The organism is Gemmatimonadota bacterium (genome assembly GCA_040882465.1).
In the GTDB taxonomy this organism is placed as follows: domain Bacteria; phylum Gemmatimonadota; class Gemmatimonadetes; order Longimicrobiales; family Gaopeijiaceae; genus JBBEBG01.
Map to the genome: position 1 here is coordinate 77357 of JBBEBG010000007.1, position 22353 is coordinate 99709.

Annotated in this window: 21 protein-coding genes; 14 read left to right on the forward strand and 7 right to left on the reverse strand. The window is 66.7% G+C overall.

Translation table 11 applies throughout. The features are described 5' to 3' along the window. Positions 1–1300, forward strand: a 1300-nt coding sequence (locus WEG36_01910) for a HupE/UreJ family protein (protein MEX1256348.1), incomplete at its 5' end; no start/stop codon positions are given. A 66-nt stretch (positions 1301–1366) separates the two neighbouring features. Here WEG36_01910 and WEG36_01915 read toward each other — a convergent pair. Further along, positions 1367–1852 (reverse strand): hypothetical protein, encoded by a 486-nt coding sequence (locus WEG36_01915; GenBank protein MEX1256349.1) that lies wholly within the window; start codon positions 1850–1852, stop codon positions 1367–1369. Between the two features lie 82 nt (positions 1853–1934). After that, complete coding sequence (locus tag WEG36_01920) at positions 1935–2492, reverse strand: c-type cytochrome (GenBank protein MEX1256350.1); 558 nt, start codon at positions 2490–2492, stop codon at positions 1935–1937. 297 nt (positions 2493–2789) lie between these two features. Here WEG36_01920 and WEG36_01925 point away from each other — a divergent pair, with 297 nt between their 5' ends. The 3 genes from WEG36_01925 (at position 2790) to WEG36_01935 (ending at position 7447) form a co-directional block, all read left to right on the forward strand. Next, positions 2790–4004, forward strand: coding sequence for a hypothetical protein (locus WEG36_01925; GenBank protein MEX1256351.1), 1215 nt, complete (start codon positions 2790–2792; stop codon positions 4002–4004). Positions 4005–4037: 33 nt separating this feature from the next. Next, positions 4038–5246 (forward strand): hypothetical protein, encoded by a 1209-nt coding sequence (locus WEG36_01930; GenBank protein MEX1256352.1) that lies wholly within the window; start codon positions 4038–4040, stop codon positions 5244–5246. 158 nt (positions 5247–5404) lie between these two features. Beyond that, the gene (locus WEG36_01935) at positions 5405–7447 is read left to right on the forward strand and encodes a PQQ-dependent dehydrogenase, methanol/ethanol family (GenBank protein MEX1256353.1); all 2043 of its coding nucleotides are present in this window, start codon (positions 5405–5407) and stop codon (positions 7445–7447) included. Positions 7448–7463: 16 nt separating this feature from the next. Here WEG36_01935 and WEG36_01940 read toward each other — a convergent pair whose 3' ends face one another. Next, a complete protein-coding gene (locus WEG36_01940) occupies positions 7464–8165 on the reverse strand; it encodes an SGNH/GDSL hydrolase family protein (GenBank protein MEX1256354.1) in 702 nt (233 codons plus the stop codon). Between the two features lie 240 nt (positions 8166–8405). Here WEG36_01940 and WEG36_01945 point away from each other — a divergent pair, with 240 nt between their 5' ends. From WEG36_01945 to WEG36_01970, 6 genes are all read left to right on the forward strand, one after another. Continuing rightward, positions 8406–9224, forward strand: coding sequence for an alpha/beta hydrolase (locus WEG36_01945; protein MEX1256355.1), 819 nt, complete (start codon positions 8406–8408; stop codon positions 9222–9224). Between the two features lie 97 nt (positions 9225–9321). Further along, on the forward strand, positions 9322–9621 hold the full coding sequence (locus WEG36_01950) for a DUF4212 domain-containing protein (GenBank protein MEX1256356.1): 300 nt from the start codon (positions 9322–9324) through the stop codon (positions 9619–9621). Position 9622: 1 nt separating this feature from the next. After that, entirely contained in the window at positions 9623–11305 is a 1683-nt protein-coding gene (locus WEG36_01955; GenBank protein ID MEX1256357.1) for a sodium:solute symporter family protein, read from the forward strand. Between the two features lie 13 nt (positions 11306–11318). Continuing rightward, positions 11319–11819, forward strand: a complete 501-nt coding sequence (locus tag WEG36_01960) for a YajQ family cyclic di-GMP-binding protein (GenBank protein MEX1256358.1) — start codon at positions 11319–11321, stop codon at positions 11817–11819. Positions 11820–11829: 10 nt separating this feature from the next. Next, positions 11830–12759 (forward strand): rhodanese-like domain-containing protein, encoded by a 930-nt coding sequence (locus WEG36_01965; GenBank protein ID MEX1256359.1) that lies wholly within the window; start codon positions 11830–11832, stop codon positions 12757–12759. Between the two features lie 8 nt (positions 12760–12767). After that, positions 12768–13880, forward strand: coding sequence for a hypothetical protein (locus WEG36_01970; GenBank protein MEX1256360.1), 1113 nt, complete (start codon positions 12768–12770; stop codon positions 13878–13880). Between the two features lie 58 nt (positions 13881–13938). Here WEG36_01970 and WEG36_01975 read toward each other — a convergent pair whose 3' ends face one another. From WEG36_01975 to WEG36_01990, 4 genes are all read right to left on the reverse strand, one after another. Beyond that, positions 13939–15651 (reverse strand): GMC family oxidoreductase, encoded by a 1713-nt coding sequence (locus WEG36_01975; protein ID MEX1256361.1) that lies wholly within the window; start codon positions 15649–15651, stop codon positions 13939–13941. 48 nt (positions 15652–15699) lie between these two features. Further along, the gene (locus WEG36_01980) at positions 15700–16389 is read right to left on the reverse strand and encodes a gluconate 2-dehydrogenase subunit 3 family protein (GenBank protein ID MEX1256362.1); all 690 of its coding nucleotides are present in this window, start codon (positions 16387–16389) and stop codon (positions 15700–15702) included. Positions 16390–16456: 67 nt separating this feature from the next. Further along, positions 16457–17050 carry a YbhB/YbcL family Raf kinase inhibitor-like protein gene (locus tag WEG36_01985; GenBank protein ID MEX1256363.1) on the reverse strand — a complete coding sequence of 198 codons (594 nt, stop codon included), beginning with the start codon at positions 17048–17050 and terminating at the stop codon, positions 16457–16459. A gap of 154 nt (positions 17051–17204) precedes the next feature. Then, on the reverse strand, positions 17205–17786 hold the full coding sequence (locus WEG36_01990) for an SET domain-containing protein (GenBank protein ID MEX1256364.1): 582 nt from the start codon (positions 17784–17786) through the stop codon (positions 17205–17207). 182 nt (positions 17787–17968) lie between these two features. Here WEG36_01990 and WEG36_01995 point away from each other — a divergent pair, with 182 nt between their 5' ends. The 4 genes from WEG36_01995 to WEG36_02010 are packed head-to-tail and all read left to right on the forward strand — an operon-like array spanning position 17969 to position 22318. Further along, complete coding sequence (locus WEG36_01995) at positions 17969–18994, forward strand: peptidyl-alpha-hydroxyglycine alpha-amidating lyase family protein (GenBank protein ID MEX1256365.1); 1026 nt, start codon at positions 17969–17971, stop codon at positions 18992–18994. Continuing rightward, positions 18991–19680 carry a DUF5612 domain-containing protein gene (locus WEG36_02000; protein MEX1256366.1) on the forward strand — a complete coding sequence of 230 codons (690 nt, stop codon included), beginning with the start codon at positions 18991–18993 and terminating at the stop codon, positions 19678–19680. The genes WEG36_01995 and WEG36_02000 overlap by 4 nt, the downstream gene beginning before the upstream one ends. Positions 19681–19696: 16 nt before the next feature. Beyond that, positions 19697–21757 carry a pyrroloquinoline quinone-dependent dehydrogenase gene (locus tag WEG36_02005; protein MEX1256367.1) on the forward strand — a complete coding sequence of 687 codons (2061 nt, stop codon included), beginning with the start codon at positions 19697–19699 and terminating at the stop codon, positions 21755–21757. A gap of 57 nt (positions 21758–21814) precedes the next feature. Further along, a complete protein-coding gene (locus tag WEG36_02010) occupies positions 21815–22318 on the forward strand; it encodes a hypothetical protein (GenBank protein MEX1256368.1) in 504 nt (167 codons plus the stop codon). Positions 22319–22353: the final 35 nt, after the last annotated feature.

Sequence of the window (22353 nt, forward strand, 5' to 3'; positions counted from 1 at the left end):
CCTCGGCGGCTTCGCCGCCGAGGCTCGCGCGCACGAGATCCCGCCGAGCGTCATCGTCCGAACCTTCGTTCGGCCGGACGGAAACGTTCTCCGGGTCCTTGTGCGAGTTCCACTCAACTCCATGCGGGACTTCGCCTGGCCGGTGACCGGGCCGGGTTACGTGCTCATTTCGGACGCCGAGTCCATGCTTCCGGAGGCAGCCCGTCTCTGGATCGTGGACTACATCCGGCTCTACGAGGAGGGGGTCCTCCTCGGGGATGCGCAGGTCACCGCCAGCAGGATCTCCCTCCCCTCGGACGCGTCGTTCGGGTCCTACGAAAGCGCGCTCGCGCACTTCCAGGATCCCATTCTCGCAAACGAGATCGAGCTCTACTGGGAGCAGGCGCTCCTCGATGTGCTGATCGAATACCCGATCGCCTCGGACCGCTCGCGTTTTGCGCTGGACTCGGAGCTGGCGCACCTGGGGCTCGCCACGACGACGATTCTGCGCTTTCAGCTACCCGACCGCCCCGAGCGGCTTTTCCAGTTCACCGGCATGCCGGGCCTCATTCAGCTCGATCCGCAGTGGTATCAGGCGGCGCTCCGTTTCGTGCGCCTCGGCTTCCTCCACATCCTGGACGGAATCGACCATCTCCTTTTCGTCCTCTGTCTGGTCATTCCCTTCCGACGGATGGTCCCTCTCCTGGCGGTGATCACGGCTTTCACCGTCGCGCACTCGATCACCCTCATCGCCTCGGCGCTGGGCTTCGCCCCAAACTCGCTCTGGTTTCCTCCCATCATCGAGTTCCTGATCGCCCTCTCCATCGTTTTCATGGCATTCGAAAACATCGTGGGTGCGAACCTCCGCCGGCGGTGGCTCGTCGCCTTCCTGTTCGGGCTCGTACATGGCTTCGGCTTTTCGTTCGCCCTGCGCGAGTCACTCCAGTATGCGGGTGCACATCTCACGACCTCGCTACTTTCGTTCAACGTTGGAGTCGAGCTCGGACAGATCGCCGTCCTCGTCGTGCTCGTTCCGTCGCTCCGCTTCCTGTTCAGCCGGGTCGTGGCGGAGCGGATGGGTGTGATCCTCCTGTCGGCGCTCGTCGCGCACACGGCGTGGCATTGGATGGCCGACCGGTGGGGCGCCCTCCGAGACTTTCCTCTCGTCTGGCCCACCTTCAACGCACTCTTCCTGGCCGCGGCGATGCGTTGGATGATGGGAGTCCTGATCCTGGTGGGCTTGCTCTGGGGGATGTACGCCGTTTTCGGACGCTTCACCGGGCTCCGGGAGGAAAAATCCCCGGAGGCCGAAGAGGTCTAGAGCGGAGGGCCTTTCCCTGGCGGTTCGCCTCCGAATGCCAAGGGACTTCGGAGAAGAACCACTCGTTCAGAAGCTGGCAAAACAGAGGAGTGGGCCGTTTCGGGTGAAGTCCCCGCCATCCAGTTCCGACCCGGGCGGAATCACGAAGTTGTCCGGAGCGGGCTGCCCCGTCGCCGTGACCGCGGTGCCGGGGTTCAAATTGTTTTGATCGCTGTGAAGCTGGTCAATGCTCTCGGCGACGACGATCCCGAAATAGTTGATGAAGGGCCCCGGTCCGATCCGGTTCCGCGCGATCTCGCCCGCTTCCCCATCCGCGGCGGTTCCCGTGATGTAGGCCTTCCAGGTTCGGTCTCCGAACCCCGCGGCGTACCCCTGGTCCTGGCAATGCCCGTCGGAGACGAGCACTGCTCCGAAGTTCGTCCCACCCGGGCCATCGATCGAGAGAAAAAAAGTCATCTCCAGGCTTTGCGCATGACCCGGGGAAACCAGGAAAACCATGGCGATGGACGCGTAGGCGCATCCACCGAGAACTTTGACGAAGATTTCCTTCACCGAACCGTCCTCCTGGACTGTGGTTGATCGCCGGCCAGACCGCCCCGATTCAGCTCGCGGCACTCGGGCCATCTGGACCGTCTCACGGACCGGTCGGAATCACCAGGCGATGCCTGTGAAGTTCCGAGAAGTCGGTCCCCAACTCCCGGTCCCCCGCGGGGAGCTGGTTCTCCCGGAAGATGTACGCGAGGGCCGCGGCGTATTCCTCCGGCTCGAGCTGGCCCGGAGCGTCCTGCGGCATCGTGGCGCTCACGAAGCGGTACAACTCCCCCACGCTGCTCCCGGACCACCGAAAGCGGAAGTCGAAGTTCGTGTACGCTTCCGGCGCATGGCAGCGACTGCACACCTCGAGAACGATACCGGCCCCGCGCTCGGCCTGTTCCAAGGAGTAGATCGGTGTTTCGAGATCCCAGCCGGGGGAGGCGTCCATCGGAGCGCCCGAATCGGCCCCCACGGACTCCTCCGCGGAAGTCCCTGGCCCTTCCGGCCGTTCACGCCCCGTGGCCTCGGGTCCGCCCTCGGGAGGCGGGGAGCCCACGCCTTCGCCTCCACATCCCGCCACTCCCGTGACCCAGAAGAGTGCAGCCACTGCAGGAGCGAAGGCCCTGCGGGGCCCCAAAAAACGGTACTCGGCTCGCATGGCCGAATGTCTAGCGGAGGTCCGTGAGAGCGGTCAACCCGCCGCTGCCGGACACGGGGCCCGTTTCCAGGCAGACACCGGATCTTGCCTCCAAGCCCCCTCCCTCTCAATCTCAGTGCTGGACGCGAGCGACCCTGTAACGTACTATTCCCGGCCTACCCACATCGTGATGTCTCCCATTCTCGCCGATTTCGCGAATGGGGAGCCGTGACGATGTGGACCGAAAGAGAGCTGAGAAGTGCGCTCCCCGCCCGCCCGCGGCGATGGGAGAGACACTCGAGCACAAGGAGAGAGTCGATGGAGCAGAGGCGCAGTCTTGTCGTCGGAGGGACCACCACGGCGCTGCTCGCTGTGTTGACCACTGGGTGCGGCGACGCGCAGCTCCCGGTCCTCGAAGTGGACCCGTTCTGGCCGATGCCGCTCGAATACCCGTCCATCCTGGGGCCGGTCTCCGGGGTCACGGTTGCTCCTGACGGCAACATCCTCATCGTGACACGACAGGATGGGTTCAATCAGGGAAATGAGGTCAATTCGGTCACCGGCACCGGTGACTGCTGCACGCCGACCATGGCGGTTCTCGAGTTCGCGCCGGACGGCTCGCTCGTCCGCGAGTGGGGTGGGCCGGATCAGGGGTATCCCTGGCCCAACACGCCCCACGGGATCGCGGTGGACCCCGATGGGAACATCTGGATCGGCGGAGGCGCACGCGCCGCCGCCGGTGGCGGTGGACGTGGTGGCGCGGCCCCGGCAGGTCCACCTCCCGGGCCCATGATCGACAACCAGATCCTCAAGTTCTCGCGGACCGGCGAGCACCTCGCGACGTTCGAGGGCTTCGGGGCAGCTGGCCGCTTCTCTTTCGACGGAGACGAGGCCTTCGTGGCCGACGGTTACGCGGGCAATCGCGTCGCCGTCGTCGACGTCGCGACCGGTGAAGTCTTGCGCTCATGGGGTGCCTACGGGAATCCGCCGAGCGAAGAGACCCTCTCGGCGTACGATCCGTCCGCGCCGCCGGCCCAGCAGTTCAGGAGCGTGACCTGCGCGGCCGTTTCGAACGACGGGATGGTTTACGTTTGTGACCGCGGGAACAACCGGATTCAGGTCTTCGAGACGGACGGCACTTACGTCACCGAGGCGGTGATCGCGCCGGCGACGCTCGGTGCTGGTTCCGTTTGGGACATCGCCTTCTCGGCCGACAGCGGGCAGGATTTCCTCTACGTCGCCGACGGGCTGAATGAGCGGGTCTGGGTGGTGCTTCGTGACACGCTCCAGCCCGTGACGAGCTTCGGCACCGGCGGACGGGTTCCGGGGACCTTCCGGGAGTTGGGAAGCATCGCCGTGGACGCGGCGGGGAACGTCTATACGGCCGAAAACGGGCAGGGCCGGCGCGTACAGCGGTTCGTGATGACGGGCTCGACGGTGGTTCCGACCACCCTCGAGCATCAGGGCGCGATCTGGCCGGCCTCGGCGCTCGGGCAAGAAGCGGCAACACCCGCGGCCGAACCGGCGAATTGATGAGCTCCCGCATACATCTTGAGGAGATGACATATGACGCGGCGTCGTAAACTGATTTTGGGCGGGACCCTTCTTGCGGCCACCGTGGCCCTCGGGATCGGGCAGGCGGTTCTCGAAGCGCGCACCGCGGCCCAGATGGTGCAGGCCCCGAAGTTCGAGGTGGACCCCTTCTGGCCGAAGCCGCTTCCGAACGGCTGGCTCCTCGGGACCGTGATCGGAGTCGGCGTGGACGCCAACGATCACATCTTCATCATTCACCGGGGCGTTTCCGGGGGCGAGATGAACGCGGCGGCGGATCCGCCGGTCGCCATGTGCTGCTCGTCGGCCCCTCCGGTCCTCGAGTTCGACCCCGAGGGCAACCTCGTGAACTCCTGGGGCTACGCAGCCGGATACGAGGGGCCCGGGTTCACCTGGCCCGGCTCGAACCACGGAATCACCGTGGACCACATGAACAACATCTGGATCGGCGGGAATGGCGGCTCCGATTCCCAGGTCCTGAAGTTCACCCATGACGGCCAGTTCATCGCCCAGTACGGAAGGGTCGAGCCCGGTGTGGACTCGAATGCCACGGACCGGTTCGCAGGCGTGGCCGACATCGCGATCGACGGTGCGGCGAGCGAGGCATACATCGCCGACGGTTACCGCAATGTGCGTGTCGCCGTCCTCGACGTGGAGACGGGCGCCATGAAGCGGTTCTGGGGAGCCTACGGAAACGTTCCTGACGACGACTACGTCTTCACCGACGTCCGGCAGGCCGGCACGGGCTGGACCGCGGACGCCATGCCGCAGCCGCAGTACCGCGGGCCGGTCCACTGCGCTGAGCCGACGAACGACGGACGGGTGTATGTCTGCGACCGCCAGAACAACCGGGTCCAGGAGTTCACCAAAGAGGGCGAGTTCCTCCGCGAGCACTTCTACAATCCGGACACCCTCGGGGATGGCGCCACGTGGGACATCTCTTTCTCCCCCGATCCCGAACAAGCGTTCATGTACATCGTGGACGGGAAAAACGCCCGCATCCACATCGTGAACCGCGAGACGATGGAGGCGGTGTCTTCGATCGGTTCCGGCGGGCGGTATCCCGGACAGTTCCAGGCCGCGCACAGCATCATCTCGGACTCGCAGGGGAATATCTACGTGACCGAGACCTACGAGGGACGCCGCATCCACAAGTTCGTTTATCAGGGCGTCCAGCAGGTTCCGAGGCACCAGGGTCCGGGTTGGCCGACTTCGGCGCCGTAAGACCGAACGCCACGTTTCTGACGAAGTGCACAGCGCCCGGCGGCCGACGGCTGCCGGGCGCTGTCTTTTCCCCCGAGGGATTCTTGCCCTCCCCGGGCACCGGTCCTACCGTTTCAGGGCACTTTCCAGACCTCGAACGCGACTGACGGAGATTTCCGATGCGTGACCGAAGGCGGCTCTTCCCCACCCTCGTCGTATTGGCCGTGTCCGCATGCACCGCGAGGGACGACGGGAGCTCCACGCGAGCAGTCAATGGCCTCCCCTTCGAGGCCGATGCGGGTGAGTGGGTCACACACGGCCGCGACTACGCGGAGACCCGATACAGCCCGCTCGCGAGCATCAATGCGGCCAATGTCGGGGAGCTCGGAGTCGCCTGGTCCTTCGCGACGGACACGGACCGGGGGCTGGAGGCCACCCCGCTCGTGGTGGACGGTACGATGTACACGACGGGGAGCTGGAGCATCGTGTACGCCCTCGATGCTCGAACGGGGGAAGAGCTCTGGCGGTGGGATCCGATGGTGGCTCGTTCCTACGGTCAGCGCGCTTGTTGCGACGTCGTGAACCGCGGCGCGGCCTTTTATGAAGGAAAGGTCTTCGTGGGAATCCTCGATGGGCGGCTGGCGGCCCTCGACGCCACTACGGGTGCCCTCCTCTGGGAGGTCGTCACAGTGGACCAGAACCTTCCTTACACCGTCACGGGGGCGCCCCGCGTGGTCAAGGGAATGGTCATCATCGGAAATGGTGGGGCGGAATACGGCGTGCGGGGTTACGTCTCGGCGTACGACGTGGACAGCGGAGAGCTCGCCTGGCGCTCGTACACGGTGCCGGGGAATCCCGCGGAGCCCTTCGAGTCGGACGCGATGGAGGAAGCGGCGGAGACCTGGAACGGAAACTGGTGGGAGTACGGCGGGGGTGGGACCGCGTGGGATTCCTTCGCCTACGACCCCGAGCTCGACCTCCTCTACGTCGGGACCGGCAACGGGAGCCCCTGGAACCAGGAGATCCGGAGCCCGGGCGGAGGGGACAATCTCTACCTCTCCTCGATCCTCGCCCTCGATCCCGACGACGGCGAGATCGTCTGGCACTACCAGACGACCCCCGGAGAAAGCTGGGACTATACGGCGGTCCAGCACATGATCCTCGCCGACATTGAAATCGGCGGGGAGGTTCGCGAGGTCCTCATGCAGGCGCCGAAGAACGGCTTCTTCTACGTCCTCGACCGGGGTACGGGCGAGCTCATCTCCGCCGAGCCGTATGTCCCCGTGACGTGGGCGACCCATGTGGACCTGGAGACGGGGCGCCCGGTGGAGGTCCCGGCGGCACGCTACATCGACACCCCGATCAACCTGAGTCCGGGACCGCTCGGCGGCCATAACTGGCATCCGATGTCCTTCAATCCGGGAACCGGGCTCGTTTACATCCCCGCCCAGGAGAATTGGTTCGGGTACGGGCAGCAGCGCATGTTCGAGTTCCGCCCGGAGGTCTGGAACACGGGCGTGCAGTTCGGCGCCGCGGGCCCGATTCCCGCCGCCGCGCGCGGACACCTCCTCGCCTGGGACCCGGTCGCCCAGGAGGAGCGGTGGCGGGTGCAATACAATGACATGTGGAACGGGGGGACTCTTACGACGGCCGGAAACCTCGTCTTCCAGGGGACCTCCGACGGGCGATTCGTGGCGTACCACGCCGCAACCGGCGAGAAGCTCTGGGAAGTCTCGCTCGGAGGAGGGGTGATCGCGGCGCCGATGACCTACGAGCTCGACGGAATCCAGTACGTCGCGATCATGGCCGGATGGGGCGGGTCCTACGGAGTAACCGGCGGCGGCCGAGGGCTCCCGAGGACTCCGGGACGCCTCTACACCTTCACCCTGAGCGGTTCGGCGACCCTCCCGAACGCCCCGGCCCCGGTGGAGCGGCCTGCTCCCGAGCCGATCCCCTTCGAGGCGTCTCCCGACGTCATCGCGGCGGGAGCGGCGACGTACGCCCAGTATTGCTCGGTCTGCCACGGGGCGCTCGCGGTGAGCGGCGGGGTCCTTCCCGACCTGCGTTACGCCACGCCGGAGACGCTCGCGGACATCGAGGGAATCGTGCTCGGAGGCGCGAGGTTGGAGCTCGGGATGCCTTCCTTCACCCAGGTCCTTAGCGCCGCGGATGTCGCGGCGATTCGCGCCTACATCCTCTCGCGGCGGGCGGAGATTCAGTAGAGAGAGAGCGGGGGGCTCAGTGCCCCCCGTGCTCCAACACTTCCGCGACGACGGGGGCGACGGCCTCCCGCCAGACGGCGTATCCGGCGGGGGTCATGTGGAGCATGTCCTCCACGAAGAGCTCCACCCTTGGCATCCCGTCCGGGCCCAACATGGGCTCCCAGACGTCAATGTAACGGAGGCGGTGCGGGTCGCCGTCCACGAGTTCCTTCACCATCGCGTTCGCTCGTTGCATCGCCGCCGCCACGTCCCACCGCGACGGGCTCGGCTTGATCGAGATCCAGGTGACCGGGACCTCAGGCTGAGCCGCGTGGATCAGTTGCACCAGGGCCCTGAAGTCACCGAAGACTTCCTCCGCCGTGCGACCGCGTGCAAGGTCGTTGTCCCCCGCGTAGACGAGGACGTGGCTCGCCCGGTACGGTAGGATGATCCGATCGGCGTACCGGAGCACGTCGCTCAGGTTCGATCCGCCGAAGCCCCGGTTCAGGGTGCGGATGCCGGGCATGTCCTCGGCGAGCGTCGCCCACCGAACGATGGAGGAGCTCCCCACGAAGAGGACGGCTCCGGGCATGGGCGGAGACTCCCGGTCCGCGGCCTCGAAACGCTGGATCGAGGTCTCCCACCGGTCCCCGGCTGCGGTGGCCTGCGCCTGGAGTGGCCCAAAGGCGGCCACGGCGAGAGTCAGGATCGCCCCGAGCCTTCTCTGTGCCCGAATCATTGGTTTTCTCCTTGGGGAAGCCTCCGGCGGCCCTTCGACAACCTTCATCGGCCGCTTCCCTTCGACAAGCCCCGTGGCAGGACGCCGATGGGCCCGCGACCGTGCTTGACAGTGCCGGGAGGGCGTCGGAGCTTACTGGGATCCCGTCGGCGCCCCGCCGAGCGGGAGGCCCTTCGCGGCCTGGCCCCCGACCCAGCTGCACCATCGGGGAGGCCGCGGACTCCACGACAGGAGGATTCGATGCGGACCCGGCCCCCCAAGCACCTGGGCCTTCTCGCCGTCCTGCTTGCGGCACTCGCGACCCCCGCCGCCGCTCAAAGCCCGGCAGCCGTCTCCTCCACGACCGAGCGGATCCAGATCCGGAGCTACGACTTCGCGGCGGCCGGGATGCCGATGGAGTACCAACTCTACGTCCCGACCTCCTACGACGCCGCCACCCCGACCCCCCTCATCGTCCTTCTCCATGGGCTCGGATCGAGCCCCGGAGGCGTGATTCGTTATCAGGGGGTCACCGACCTCGCGGAGGAACGCGGATATATCGTGGCCGCGCCGATGGGCTACAACGCGCGGGGATGGTACGGGAGCCGGGGGACGGGGCGCTCGAGCGAACGCGGGGATGCCGCGAACGATCCGGACAACCTCGGCGAGCTGAGCGAGATGGACGTGATGAACGTCCTCGAGATCGCCCGCGACGAGTTCAACGTGGATCCCAATCGGATCTACCTCGCCGGGCACTCGATGGGCGGAGGGGGGACCTGGCACATCGCGATCAAGTATCCGGACATCTGGGCCGGGCTCGGACCGGTCGCGCCCGCCATCTACACGAGCCCCGATGCCCTCGCGGCGATCCGGGACATTCCCGTGATCGTCATCCAGGGCGATCGGGACAACCTCGTCTCCGTCGAGGTCACACGCAGCTGGGTCGCCAAGATGCAGGAGCTCGGGATGGAGCATCGTTACATCGAGATCGCGGGTGGGGACCACACCGCGATCATCGCGCGCACCCCTGAAAACGTCCAGGCCATCTTCGACTTCTTCGACCAGGCCCGGAAGGACTGACCCCCTCCCCGGGCCCGACCCGCCGCCGCGCGCTGCGGCGGCGGATCGCCCTCGCGATCTTTCACCGCCTCGAAACCGCTCCTCGCAGGGAGACTTCATGCCTCGACGCGCCCGGATGAACCGGAGCGGGATGACCCCCGATGAGAATCGGTCGGCGCTCGGAACGTACTGGAAGCGGACGCTCCGCTTCACGCTCGTCCTCCTCGCCATCTGGTTTGCAGTGGGTTACCTCGCCGCGATCGTCTTCGCACCGACCCTCAACCGGTTCACCTTCCTGGGAGGTCCGCTCGGGTTCTGGTTCGCGCAAAATGGGGCCATCTACATCTTCTGGCTTCTCATCCTCGCGTATGCCCTGGGAATGAACCGGCTGGATCACGAGTTCGACGTGGAGGAGTGAGGTGAGCGTCCAGCTCTACATCACCCTGGCGGTTGGCCTCACCTTCGCCCTCTACATCGGGATCGCGATCTGGTCGCGCGTCTCCACGACCCGCGGGTTCTATGTCGCGGGGCGCGGGATTCCGCCGGTCTTCAACGGGATGGCGACCGCGGCCGACTGGATGAGCGCCGCTTCCTTCATCTCGATGGCCGGACTCATCTCCTTTCTCGGCTTCGACGGGAGCGTGTATCTCCTCGGGTGGACCGGAGGGTACGTCCTTCTCGCCCTTCTCCTCGCCCCCTTCCTCCGGAAGTTCGGGAAGTTCACCGTTCCCGCCTTCATCGGGGAACGATACTACTCGGGGACGGCACGGGTCGTGGCCGCCTTCTGCGCGATCGCGATCTCCTTCACCTACGTCGCCGGACAGATGCGGGGGGCGGGGATCGTCTTCTCGCGATTTCTCGAGATCCCGATCGGGAGCGGGGTCATTGTCGGGATGACGGTCGTCGCCTTTTACGCCGTGCTCGGCGGGATGAAGGGGATCACCTGGACGCAGGTGGCCCAGTACATCGTCCTGATCACCGCGTATCTCATCCCCGCAATCGCGGTGGCGATCCTTCTCACCGGAAACCCGATTCCGCAGATCGCCTTTCCGGACGTGGCGTCACGCCTCGACGGGTTGTTGCAGGAGCTCGGGTTCGCCGCCTACACGACGCCCTTCACGAGCCTCACGCGACTGAACGTCTTCCTCATCACCCTCGCTCTCATGTGCGGGACGGCGGGACTCCCCCACGTGATCATTCGCTTCTACACGACGCGGACCGTAAGCGGGGCGCGGTGGACGGGCGTCTTCGCCCTCCTCTTCATCGGCCTCCTCTACACGACGGCGCCCGCGGTCGCGGTCTTCGCCCGCTACAACCTGGTGGAGACGGTGGTGGGCCAGACCTACGAGGATCGCCCCGAGTGGTTCCGCTCCTGGGAAGCCACCGGGCTCATCGAGTTCGCCGACAAGGACGGGGACGGGGTGATGGAGCACGCCCCCGGCAACTTCGCCGACCCGGCGAGCGCGAACGAGCTCAGGATCGACCCGGACATCATGGTCCTCGCGAGCCCCGAGATCGGCGGGCTCCCGGACATCATCCTCGCCTTTGTCGTCGCGGGAGGACTCGCGGCCGCGCTTTCGACGGCTTCCGGCCTCCTCCTCGTGATCGCCGCATCTTTCTCGCACGACATCTACAAGGCCTTCCTCCGGAAGGAGGCGACGGAGCGCGAGGAGCTCCTCGTGGCGCGCGGGGGGATGCTCATCGCGGTGCTCCTCGCGGGGCTGCTCGGGATCTATCCGCCCGCCTTCGTCGCGGAGGTCGTGGCCTTCGCCTTCGGGCTCGCGGCGGCCTCCTTTTTCCCCGCGATCGTTCTCGGCATCTTCGATCCTCGAACGACCAAAGAAGGGGTCATCTCCGGAATGCTCTCCGGGCTCCTCTTCACCGGCTTCTACATCGTGACGGTGGCCCCTGGAATCGGGATCGGTTGGCGACCCTGGCTCTTCGGGATCTCCCCCCAGGGAATCGGCTCCGTGGGGATGGTCATCGGATTCGTGGTGACCTGGGCCGTTTCGAGGATGACACCCCCGCCTCCCGCGGAGATTCAGGAGCTGGTGGAGAGAATCCGTTATCCTCGTGGCGCCGGCTCTTCCACCGACCACTGATCCGACGGACCTCATGGCGCAAAATCACACCTTCGACATCACCACCGGCGTGGACCTCCAGGAAGTGGACAACGCGGTGAACCAGGCCACGAAGGAGGTGGGACAACGGTACGACTTCAAGGGTACCAAATGTACTCTCGAGCTGGACCGGGCCGCGGGCGCGGTCAAACTCGACGCCGACGACGAATACAAGCTGAAGGCGCTCAACGAGATCCTCCTCGCCAAGCTCGCGAAGCGTGGAGTGCCGCTGAAAAACGTGGATCCGGGAGAAATCGAGCTGGGGACGCTGGGTCGCGCCCGCCAGGTCATCTCTCTGAAGCAGGGGATCCCCCCGGAAACGGCGAAGGAGATCGTGAAAGAGGTGAAGGGGTTGAAGCTCAAGAAGTGCCAAGTCCAGATTCAGGGGAACGAGCTCCGGGTCAGCAGCCCCGACCTCGACACCCTCCAGCAGGTCATCGCCTTCCTCAAGGGGAAGGATTTCGGGGTGCAGCTCGACTTCGGGAACTTTCGCTGAGGAACCATCCATGCTCTCCTTCGCCCCCCTGACCACCGCCCTCCTGTTCGCGCTCCAGATTGCGCCGTCAGCCACTCCGGCCGTGGAGGGGACCGACGACGGTCGGACGATCCCGATGCTGGTGAGCGGGGAGTGGCTGGCCGATAATCTCGAACAGCCGGGCCTCGTCGTCGTCCAGGTGGACCAGCGGGCGACGGGATACGAGGAGGGGCACCTTCCGGGAGCCCGGTACTTGGCGTACGAGCGGATCGCGGCGGAACGGGACGGGGTCCCGACGGAGCTCCTCCCCGTCGAGGCGCTCCGGGAAGCCTTCGAGTCGGTCGGAGTGGGGGACGGGGTCCGCGTCGTCCTTTACGGGGCGCCACTGTCCGCGGCCCGTGCCTGGATGACGCTCGACTACCTCGGAGCGAGCGCCGGTGCGGCCATCCTCGACGGGGGGATCGCGGCCTGGAGGGCGGCGGGCCTTCCCCTGACGACCGAGGTGCCCCTTGTCGAGGCGGCAGTCCTTGCGGTGAACCCGCTCCCCGATCGGGTGGTCCCCGCCGCCTTCGTGGAGGAGCGGGTCGGCGGCCCCGCGTTCACGATCGTGGACGCCCGACCGCTGAACGAATACACGGGCGCCGACGGAGGGATGGGAGGTCGCCTCCTCGCGGGCCACATCCCGGGGGCCCGGCACCTCTATTGGGAAGAACTGATGGTTTCGACGGCGGACCCGCGACTCCTGCCCCTGGACGACCTTCGCGCGAGATTCGAAGCGGCCGGCGCCTCCGATGACCGTGCGGTCATCGTTTATTGCTACATCGGGATGCGCGCCAGCATGGCGTATTTCGTCGCCCGCATGCTCGGCTACGAGACGCACCTGTACGATGGATCCTGGTTCGATTGGAGCGCCCGGAACCTCGCGGTGGAAGCCGGTCCGGACCGAGGCTCGCTGGATTGAGCGGATTCATGCCCCAGAAAATCGCCATCCTTTCATCATCCTTCGTCGCCCTCGCGAGTTTCGCGGGAGCCGCCCCCGCATCCGCCCAGGGGGCCGGGGCCGGCGCATTCGAGACGCAATATCCGGAGGTGCACGCGCTCGTCCTCGCCACCCAGGAAGTGCAGGGGCGGCTGCTGGAGTTTCTCGCGACCGAGCTCGTGGAGCATGCGACGATCCGGCCCGAGACCGTTGGGCCCGGCGGTCAGCACGCCGATCACCAGGAGGTTGGCGGGGAGATGATGTTGGAAGCGGGTCGCGAGGAGTTGGAGGCTTACGGGGACCTCCTCCGGGAGCTCCGCAGGCTGGCAGCCTCCGGGGTGCCCACGCCCCGCACCGGACCTCCCGGCGAGTCCGGGGTGACTCCACGCCTCCGGGAAACCGTCGTACGGACGCAGACCCTGCTCCGCCAGATGCTCGACATTTACGCCGACACCCGGATCTTCGACAAATACGCGGCGGTGGACCGGGTCGTGGCGGAGTACCGAAGCGACCCGGAGAGGGCGCTTCCTGTCCTCCCCAAGTCCATGGCACTGATGTACTTGCACACGTACGCCGGGGCCTTCGGAGCCAACTTTTCCTTCCTCCAGGGAATGACCTGGGCCTCGAGCTGGCTCCAGTTCGCCGCCTTCGAACCCCTCTTCCTCTACGAACGCGCGGAGGAGCAGCGCTTCGGGATGGAGATCGTCGTGGACCGCTTCTGGAGAAAGCTCGAGGCACCGCCGATGGGATTTCCGACCGAGATGCCCATGGTCCCGGCCATCTCCCCGGGACTCCGCGGGAGGCACCCCCAGGCCGCCGCGATCTTCGACAACCTGGATATCCTTCTTGCCATCACGACCGACGTCGTCCTGCATCCCGGAGTCGGCGACAAGGAAGGGACGGTGGAAGCCGTCCTGGATGCGTTCACGAATCCCGAGTACGAGATCGTCAGCCTGTACGATTGGACCCTCATGGCCCTCCGCCACGGGATCTACAATCAGGGCGGGCCCGCGATCGGTCTCCTCGACCGCTCCGAGCGCAACGTGATGTTGGAACACGCCCAGCACGGGGGAGGGATGGTCCTCCCCGGAATGCCTCGCTGAACTGAGGGGGCTCGCCGGTCAGATGGCGGCGCCGGCCGCCGCGGTGGGCCAGCGTCGCCTACCCTACGATCGAGCTCCAGCTCTCCGCGAGGTGTTGCGCGGTGCGCCATGCCAGCGCCTGGGCCGTGAGCGTGGGGTTTCGGGCACCGCTCGTCCCCATGACGGAGGCTCCGAGGACACCGAGGTTCGGCGCCTCGTGCGAAAAGCCCCACCGATCCACGACGTTCGTTTCGGGATTGTCCCCCATCCGGGTCCCGCCATAGGCGTGCGTCGAGGGGCCCATCGCACCCATCCCCGCCCCCCCTCGCGTGACCTCGATCGCCCCCGCCTCCCCGTACCACTCCTCCATCCGGTCCATCACGTAGTTCGCGATCGCGACCTCGTTTTCCTTGAACTGCCCGGTGATCCGAATGACGGGCATCCCCAGGGAGTCCGTGGCCGCCGGGTCGAGGTCGAGGAAGTTGGTCTCGTACGGGAGCGTAGTTTTCTGGATGTACGAGCTGCTCGTCCGATCGGCGTTGTCACGAATGAATGCCTTCCACTCCGAGCCCCAATTCCGGGAAATCCGCCCGTAACTCCCCACCCCCGCGGCGGAGATGGGGCGGCGGTCCGACATCACCCAGAGGTTTCCGCCCCCGATGAAGTTCAGATCGGAGTGGTCGAAGTTGTCGTCCGCGAAGTCGTCCACCGCGACGCCCTGTGCGGGGAGGCCATACCATGACTTCAGGTCGAAGGGGAATAGCGCCCCCACGCCGCCCGCCTGGTGGTGGCTGAAGTAGTGGCGTCCGACCTGCCCGTGGTTGTTCGAGAGGCCGATCGGGTAGGCCGGTGAGGTCGATGTCAGAAGGATGCGGCTGTTTTCGTACGTGTACCCCGCGATGAGAACCGCCCGGGCCGGCTGGAAGTATTCGTTCGAGCCGATCAGGTAGTTCACGCCGGCGACCCGCCCTTCCCCGTCCACCTCGATCGTCGTCGCGTGCGCCCGGGTCACGACGGTGAGACGCCCGGTGGCGAGCGCCTTCGGAATGGTGGTGACGTGGGGGCCGCTCTTCGCGTCCACGTGACAGCCGCCCATGTTGCAGAAGCCGTGATAAACGCACCCCGGCCGGCCGTCGTACGCCTCGGAGTTGATCGAGGCCGGGCCCGGGAAGGGTTTCCAGCCGAGGGAGCGGGCGCTCTCCGCCATGTGCTCGAGGAACGCGGTCCCGCGCAGCGGCGGCATCGGAAACTCCCGCCGGCGCGGCCCCTCGAAGGGATTGCCGCGCGGATCGATCGTCCCCTGTACGTTCCCGGCCTGCCCGGAAACGCCCGTCTCCCGCTCGACGCGGTCGTAATAGGGCTCGAGCTCTTCGTAGCCGAAAGGCCAGTCCTCCACCGTCGAGCCCGCCGGGATCCGGGACGCGCCGTACCGCCGCGTCGTCTCGCTCACGACGCGGAAGTCCCAAGGATTCAGCCGCCAGGCCTGGGCCCAATAATGCCAGGTGGTGCCCCCGACCGCGTTCATCATGGGGTGCCCGCCCACGCGATTCGCGTTCTGCGCCGCGGTGGCGCGGGAAGTCGGGCGCTCCAGATAGGCCTTCTGCACGAGCATGGGCCAATCGCGCGTATTGTTCCGGATTTCATCGGGGACGAAGTCGTGCCTCGAAAGCCAGGTCCCGGCCTCCAGCCCCACGACCTGGAGCCCCGCCTCGACGAGGGGGAGGGTCGCGAGACCGCCCACAGCCCCCAATCCGACGATGACCACGTCCGTCTCTTGAAGTCTTCTAGCCATTTTTTTTCCTTCGGGGACGGTCGCTCCCCGGCGGCGGTTCAGTCGAGTTCAGCGCTCGTAAGCGGAGCGGTGGTTCGGGGGAAGCTCCTGGGCTTCCATGCGCGCCTGGTCCGTCGCGCTCACTCCCGTACGGACGCCCGGATAACGGAGGAGGTCCCACCCGATGAAGTCCTGGTTTCCCCCGTAATAGGGATCGGAGAAGGTCCCCTGGAGCGTGTGCGACCGGATCATGTTGAAGAACTGGCCGGAGCTTCCCGCAAAGCCGGCGCCGGTGTTCGTGGCGGACCCGCCCTGGCAGTCGATCAGGACGGAGTCCTGCTCCGTTTCCGAAAGCTCCACGAAGGGACGGCCCCGCGAATAGCGGCTGTAACGGTCCAGGGCGGCGAGGCCGATCTGATAAGCCTCCTTCTGCCCGGAGAGAGCGCCTCCGAGCTCCCGGTCGATGTAATACATCGCCCCCGCTTCGCGGGCGCCCGGGCCCAACTCATCGGCCGGGATGATGCGCGCGACAATGGCGGTCAGAATCTCGAACTCGGCGACCGTGAGGGTCTGAAGCGCCCTCGGCGGGGCGGCGGCGGATCTCGCGCCCCTCGCGGTCCCCTCCCCCAGCACTGGAAGGGCGGTCTTTTCGGGTGTGGTCCCGGCAAGTGTCCCGGGGAACGCTACAGCGGCGCCGGCGAGGCCAGCGCTCTTCAGCATCTCCCGTCGAGAAATTTTGCGGGGTTGCTCGTCCGACATCGTTCCGCTCCTCCCGGATCGGTCTCGGGCCGTCAATAGGGGCGGCGACGAGATCCCGGTCCGGTCGTCAGAGTTGGCTTGCGGGAGAATCCATCGGCTGTCGCTGGTAGATCGGGACCATCTCCCCCTCTCCGATCACATGCCCTTCGATCGCCTCCAGCACCTGGGCCCGGTTCAGTTCGGGAGGGAGGTTCAGCTCCTGATCCAGCGCGATTACGACGAAGCGATAGTGATTGATGTTTCCGAGGGGGGGCGCGGGGCCGCGGTACATCGGGAGACCCCACCCGTTGTCCCCATGGACGGCCCCCGCGAGCTCCGCGGGCATCGGGGTCCGGCGGTCGATCGGAAGCCCTTCCGGAAGTCCGGTCGCGGTCCCCGGAATGTTGTAGATGAGCCAGTGCACCCAGGGGGGCGGATTTCCGGCGCCGTGGTCTTCGCAGATCACGACGATCTGGCGGGTCCCTTCAGGAAGATTCGACCAGGTCAAGGGCGGAGAGAGGTTCCGCCCGTCGGGGCTGTAGTCCCTCGGCATCGTCTCGAAGGCCGTCATCGTCGGACTCTCGACGGCGATGCGATGAATTTCCTGAGCGGCGGTTCCCGCAGCCCAGAAACCGGCGACCACGACCGCGCCCAGCGCGGCCACCCTGCGGCAACCCGTCATCCGGGGACCCCTCCCTCCGCCAGCCAGGCTTTCCTCGGGGAATTCCGCGTGCGGGGGCGACTCGCCGGCCCCCAGCGGTGAAGCGGCCAACTTAGGAGGCCCGCTCTTCACTGGTCAAGAATCGAGGGACCGCGCGCCCGCCCCCGGGCTCGAATCACCGATGCGCGGCCGCCCTGGGCTGGTCTGCCGGCGCCCCGGCGGCGATGGCGCCGGTCGCGGCGGCCCGAAGCTCGCTCCCGTCGACCTCCAAGTCGAAGGTGCGGTAGTCGCAGGTCAGCTCCTCACCCGGCCCGATATCCCGGTTCGTGACCGTGTACGACCCGCGGTCGTCGCAATTGGGAAGGTCCGCATGATTCATGAAACGAGCATGGTCTCCGCAGAGCACGTAGACCCCCGTCTCGTCCAGGTAAGTGTAATGCCGGAGCCTGGCCTGGAAGGGTTGGGGGAAAGAAGCGAGCTCTTCGGCGGTGAGGGTCCAATCCACCTCGGGAGTGAAATCCCAGATCATGGTGCGCGCGGGGATAAACTCCACCGCAAACGCGCCCACGCCGTGAATGGCACTCCGGCGGAGCACGGTCGGTACGGTGAACACGGGGTTCGAGGGGGAAAGGGTGGCATGAAAACCGGCGAGGTGAGGGGGATTCCCGGGAGAGAAGGGGAAGTCCCGAACGTCGCCGCACCAAAAGGAATAGCGCACGCACCGCACCGGTGGAAGGGGATCTGCGGGTGGAGCCATCCCCGGTGCGATCCGGTGCCCGCCCCGGTGGCGTCGGCCTCCCCCAGCCAGACGCTTGCCGCCCCACCCCGGCGGTCCTACCCTCCTGAGAGCACTTCGCGGGGAGGGGGAGGCCGGCCGCGCGCCTGCCTTCACACCTTCTGGCCCTTCTTGCGGCTTCCCCTTCAACGGAGCCCGACCCCATGGTCCGCCTCCCACGCCTGGCACTCGCCTCGGCGGCGACGCTCTTCGCCCTTCCCGCGATCCCCACGGATGCCCAGATCATCATCCCGAATCCTTACGCCGTCGCCGACTCGACCTTCGGCGAGCTTCCGGAGGGGCGGAGTTGGGGGGCGATGAGCGCCGTGTACACGGGCCCGGACGGACGGACGATCTGGGCGATGGACCGGTGCGGCGCGAACGGATGCGTCGGGCGTGAAGAGGTGGACATGATCTTCCGGTTCGACCTGGAAGGGCGGCTCCTCCAGAGCTTCGGTGCGGGCCTCCTCGCGGTCCCGCATGGGATGCACGTGGACCGTGACGGGAACGTCTGGGTCGTGGATACCGCCTGGCTCGGGGCACGGCGCGAGGGCGTGGGGCACGTCGTCCGGAAGTTCACCGCCGACGGGGAGCTCCTGATGACACTCGGAGAGTGGGGAGTCGAGGGCGACGGGCCGAGCCATTTCACCCGCCCTTCGGACGTGCTCGTGGCCCCGGACGGGAATATCTTCGTGGCCGACGGGCACGACAACGACGGAAACAACAGGATCGTGAAGTTCTCTCCGGATGGGCGTTTCCTCATGGAATTCGGGACGACCGGAAGTGGGATCGGAGAATTTCGGGATCCCCACGCCCTCGCCCTGGACTCGCAGGGCCGGCTCTTCGTCGGAGATCGCGGAAACAAGCGGATCCAGATCTTCGACCAGGAGGGGAACCACCTCGCCACCTGGACACAGTTCGGGAGCCCGAGCGGAATCTACATAGATGCGGACGACACGATCTATGTCGCCGATTCGGACTCCAACTCCACGCGGAATCCAGGCTGGCGGCGCGGGATTTACATCGGAAGCGCACGGGACGGCTGGGTGACCGCCTTCATCCAGGATCCCGAGCCGAATCCCGACGGCGGGGTGACGAGTGGCGCGGAAGGAGTGGCGGTGGATGCGGAAGGAAGTGTGTACGGGGCCGAGGTCGGCCCGAGGACCCTTCGGAAGCACGTGAGGAGATGACCAGGATTTTTATGGAGAGTTCGACGGAAGAAAACGCGCCCCTCGGCCTCGTGGTGGAGACAAGACCGGGGACCGGCGTGCTCCACCAGTTGACCGGCGTCATCGCCCGCCTAGGCGGAGACATCACCTGGGTCGTCATCCTCGACAGCAAAAAGCCCGTGGAAACGATTTACTTCGAGATCGGAGGGGTCGAGGCGCTCGGGGAGATCGTGGCCGAGCTCGAGGCGCTCCCCGTGGTGGTCAGCGCGTCCGAAGAGCGCCCCATGGAGCGCATCTTCGGGAAGCGCGTCATCATCATCGGCGGGGGTGCCCAGGTCGGGCAAGTCGCAGTCGGCGCGGTCTCCGAGGCCGACCGGCACAACCTGCGGGGTGAGCGGATCTCGGTGGATACGATCCCGCTCGTGGGAGAGGCGGCGCTGGCCGAGGCGGTCCATGCGGTGGCACGCCTTCCACGGGCCCGCGCCCTCGTCCTCGCGGGGGCCATCATGGGCGGCGAGATCGAGAAGGCCGTCCGCGCCGTCCGGGAGAAGGGGCTCCTCGTGATCTCGCTCAACATGGCGGGTTCGGTGCCGGAGGCGGCGGACCTCGTCGTGAGCGACCCGATCCAGGCGGGGGTCATGGCCGTGATGGCGATCGCGGACACCGCGAAGTTCCGAATCGAGAAGCTGAAAAAAAAGACGTACTGAGCTCGGGAGGAGAAGCGTGACGAAGTGCGGACGGCGGCGGGGAACCACGATTTCGATGCGCGCGACGGCGGGCGTCTCCGTTCTTTTCTTCGCGGCCGCTTCACCCCTCGCGGGACAAGCCGGCACGCCCGAGGCCGGCGAGTGGAGGAGCTACGGCGGGGACCTCTGGAGCACGAAGTACTCCCCCGCCGATCAGATCCACGCCGGGAACTTCACCGATCTCGAGATCGCCTGGCGATGGACCTCCGTGGACGGCTTCCTGAGCATGACTCTTCCCGGCGGGAGTGAATGGCGGGCCCCCTCCGACCAGATCTTCGCCGCATTGAACGAGCTGGACCCCGACCGTTGGCGCGGCGGAAATCCTCCGAACATCGGGAACCTCAAGGCCACCCCGCTCATGGTGGACAGCGTCCTCTACCTGAACACCCCGACCTCCATCGGCGTGGCGGTGGACGCCCGAACGGGCGAGACGATCTGGGCCTACAATCCGAAGAGTTACGAGGAAGGGACGACCACCATGACGCTGAGCTGGAACCAGCGGGGCGTGGCTTATTGGAGCGATGGGACGGAGGCCCGTGTATTCTGGGGGACGGGAAACGGGTATCTGATCTGCGTGGACGCGGCGACGGGGCGCCCCTGCCCCGACTTCGGCGAAGGGGGCCGGGTGGACCTCATGCGGGATATCCCGCGCGCCGCCCGCGCCGCCCGGGACTGGCAGAACCAGATGCTTTATTCAGTTCAGTCCCCTCCGGTCGTGGTCGGAAACACGGTCATCTCGCCGCAGTCCATCTCCTCGATGAACGTCACGAGGGAGGCGCCTCCCGGCTGGATGCGGGGCTTCGACGTGCGCACCGGGGAAACGCTCTGGACCTTTCGCACCATTCCCCGGCCCGGCGAGTTCGGGCACGACAGCTGGGAAAGCGACGCCTGGGAGGTGACGGGGAAGGTCGGAGTCTGGTCCATGATGAGCGTGGACGAGGAGCTCGGCCTCGTCTACCTCCCCGTGAACACCGCCGCCCCGGACTTCTACGGGGGCCACCGCCCCGGCGACAACCTCTTCGCCGAGAGCCTCGTCGCCCTGGATGTGGAGACCGGGGAGCGGGTCTGGCACTACCAACTCGTCCACCACGGCCTCTGGGACTACGATCCACCCGCGGCACCCAACCTCGTGGACATCGTCGTGGACGGGCGCCCGATCCGGGCGGTCGCGCAGATCACGAAACAAGGTTTCGTCTTCGTCTTCGACCGGGAGACCGGCGAGCCGGTCTGGCCGATCGTGGAACGCCCCGTCCCGACCGATTCGAATCTGGAAGGGGAGGTCCCTTCCCCGACGCAGCCTTTCCCGACCCGTCCCGCTCCCTTCGAATACCAGGGCACCTCGATGGATGACCTCGTGGACTTCACGCCCGAGGTGCGCGCGATGGCCGTGGAGGCGGTTCAGGGGTTCCGTCTGGGCTCCCTCTACACACCCCCCTCCCTCGAGGGGACGGTGATCCGGCCGGGAACGACGGGGGGCGCGAACTGGGGGGGCGCCGCAGTGGATCCGGAAACGGGAATCCTCTACGTCCCCTCCCGAAACGTCCATGCGATCACCCGCTTCCGGGAGCCGGAGCCGGGGGAGGCCTCCACCCTACGGTACATCCAGTCTTCGGCCCCCGGGATCCGCATGCCACAGGGACTCCCGGTCTGGAAGCCGCCCTATTCGCGCATGACCGCCATCGATCTGAACACCGGAGAACACCTTTGGATGATTCCAACCGGGGACGGGAATCGGATTCGCGATAACCCGCTTCTGGCGGGGCTGGACCTCCCGCCCCTGGGAGGGGACGTCGGCCTGGCCGGGCCCCTTCTGACCCGGACCCTTCTGATCTACCCGCTCACCCGGGGGGGAACGGAGGACGGGCCGCGCCTGGTTGCGTACGACAAGGCAACCGGTGCGGAGCTCGCGTCCGTGGATCTTCCGGGCACCGCCATCGGTACTCCCATGACCTACATCATAGACGGCCGCCAGCACATCGCGATCACGGTCGGTGGACAGAGGGTCCCCGAGTTGGTTTCGTTCGCGTTGCCGAATTGAGCCCGCCCGCGGCGAGAGCGCCCGGGCAAAGCCGTCACTTCATTCTTGGAGACACTTGTGAAGACAGAACGCGCTTCCCGGTTCGCCGGGACCACGTTGCTCGCTTTGATCGCCCTCGCAGGGTGCGGGGGCGGAGACGCTCCTTCGGAGGAGACGCCCGGGGGTGAAGCCATGTCCGGCATGGACATGCCCGCTGAAACGGCGGCTCCGACCGGGTCCGGCTCGGTCCAAGTCCAAATGACTCCGATCGGCGAATTCCTCTCCGAGGGGACGCTCACCCTCTCCCGTACCGGAACCGATCTTCGGGCCGAAATTCACGCGGATTCGCGCCTCGGGCCCGGCGACTACCTCTTCATGATCCACCAGGGGACTTGCGACGCACGTGGCGCGCCGGTCGTCACGCTCACGACGATGACGGGGGCCGAAGGGGGAGACGGGGTGTCGCTCACGACCTTCCCCGCGAGCCAGCTTCCGCTCGACGGGACCTACTACCTCATGATGCACCGGTCGGACGGGACGCCGATCGCGTGTGGGAATTTCGCCTCGCTCGCGAGTTTCTGAGCGGACGCCCCGTGCGGGATGCGCGGGGTACGGTG

Coding starts and splice junctions, on each gene's coding strand:
- WEG36_01995 (MEX1256365.1), top strand. CDS start 17,969: ATGGTCCGCCTCCCACGCCTGGCACTCGCCTCGGCGGCGACGCTCTTC.
- WEG36_02000 (MEX1256366.1), top strand. CDS start 18,991: ATGACCAGGATTTTTATGGAGAGTTCGACGGAAGAAAACGCGCCCCTC.
- WEG36_01925 (MEX1256351.1), top strand. CDS start 2,790: ATGGAGCAGAGGCGCAGTCTTGTCGTCGGAGGGACCACCACGGCGCTG.
- WEG36_01935 (MEX1256353.1), top strand. CDS start 5,405: ATGCGTGACCGAAGGCGGCTCTTCCCCACCCTCGTCGTATTGGCCGTG.
- WEG36_01970 (MEX1256360.1), top strand. CDS start 12,768: ATGCCCCAGAAAATCGCCATCCTTTCATCATCCTTCGTCGCCCTCGCG.
- WEG36_01960 (MEX1256358.1), top strand. CDS start 11,319: ATGGCGCAAAATCACACCTTCGACATCACCACCGGCGTGGACCTCCAG.
- WEG36_01930 (MEX1256352.1), top strand. CDS start 4,038: ATGACGCGGCGTCGTAAACTGATTTTGGGCGGGACCCTTCTTGCGGCC.
- WEG36_01985 (MEX1256363.1), bottom strand. CDS start 17,050: ATGACGGGTTGCCGCAGGGTGGCCGCGCTGGGCGCGGTCGTGGTCGCC.
- WEG36_01965 (MEX1256359.1), top strand. CDS start 11,830: ATGCTCTCCTTCGCCCCCCTGACCACCGCCCTCCTGTTCGCGCTCCAG.
- WEG36_01940 (MEX1256354.1), bottom strand. CDS start 8,165: ATGATTCGGGCACAGAGAAGGCTCGGGGCGATCCTGACTCTCGCCGTG.
- WEG36_01975 (MEX1256361.1), bottom strand. CDS start 15,651: ATGGCTAGAAGACTTCAAGAGACGGACGTGGTCATCGTCGGATTGGGG.
- WEG36_01980 (MEX1256362.1), bottom strand. CDS start 16,389: ATGTCGGACGAGCAACCCCGCAAAATTTCTCGACGGGAGATGCTGAAG.
- WEG36_01950 (MEX1256356.1), top strand. CDS start 9,322: ATGCCTCGACGCGCCCGGATGAACCGGAGCGGGATGACCCCCGATGAG.
- WEG36_01920 (MEX1256350.1), bottom strand. CDS start 2,492: ATGCGAGCCGAGTACCGTTTTTTGGGGCCCCGCAGGGCCTTCGCTCCT.
- WEG36_01990 (MEX1256364.1), bottom strand. CDS start 17,786: ATGGCTCCACCCGCAGATCCCCTTCCACCGGTGCGGTGCGTGCGCTAT.
- WEG36_01945 (MEX1256355.1), top strand. CDS start 8,406: ATGCGGACCCGGCCCCCCAAGCACCTGGGCCTTCTCGCCGTCCTGCTT.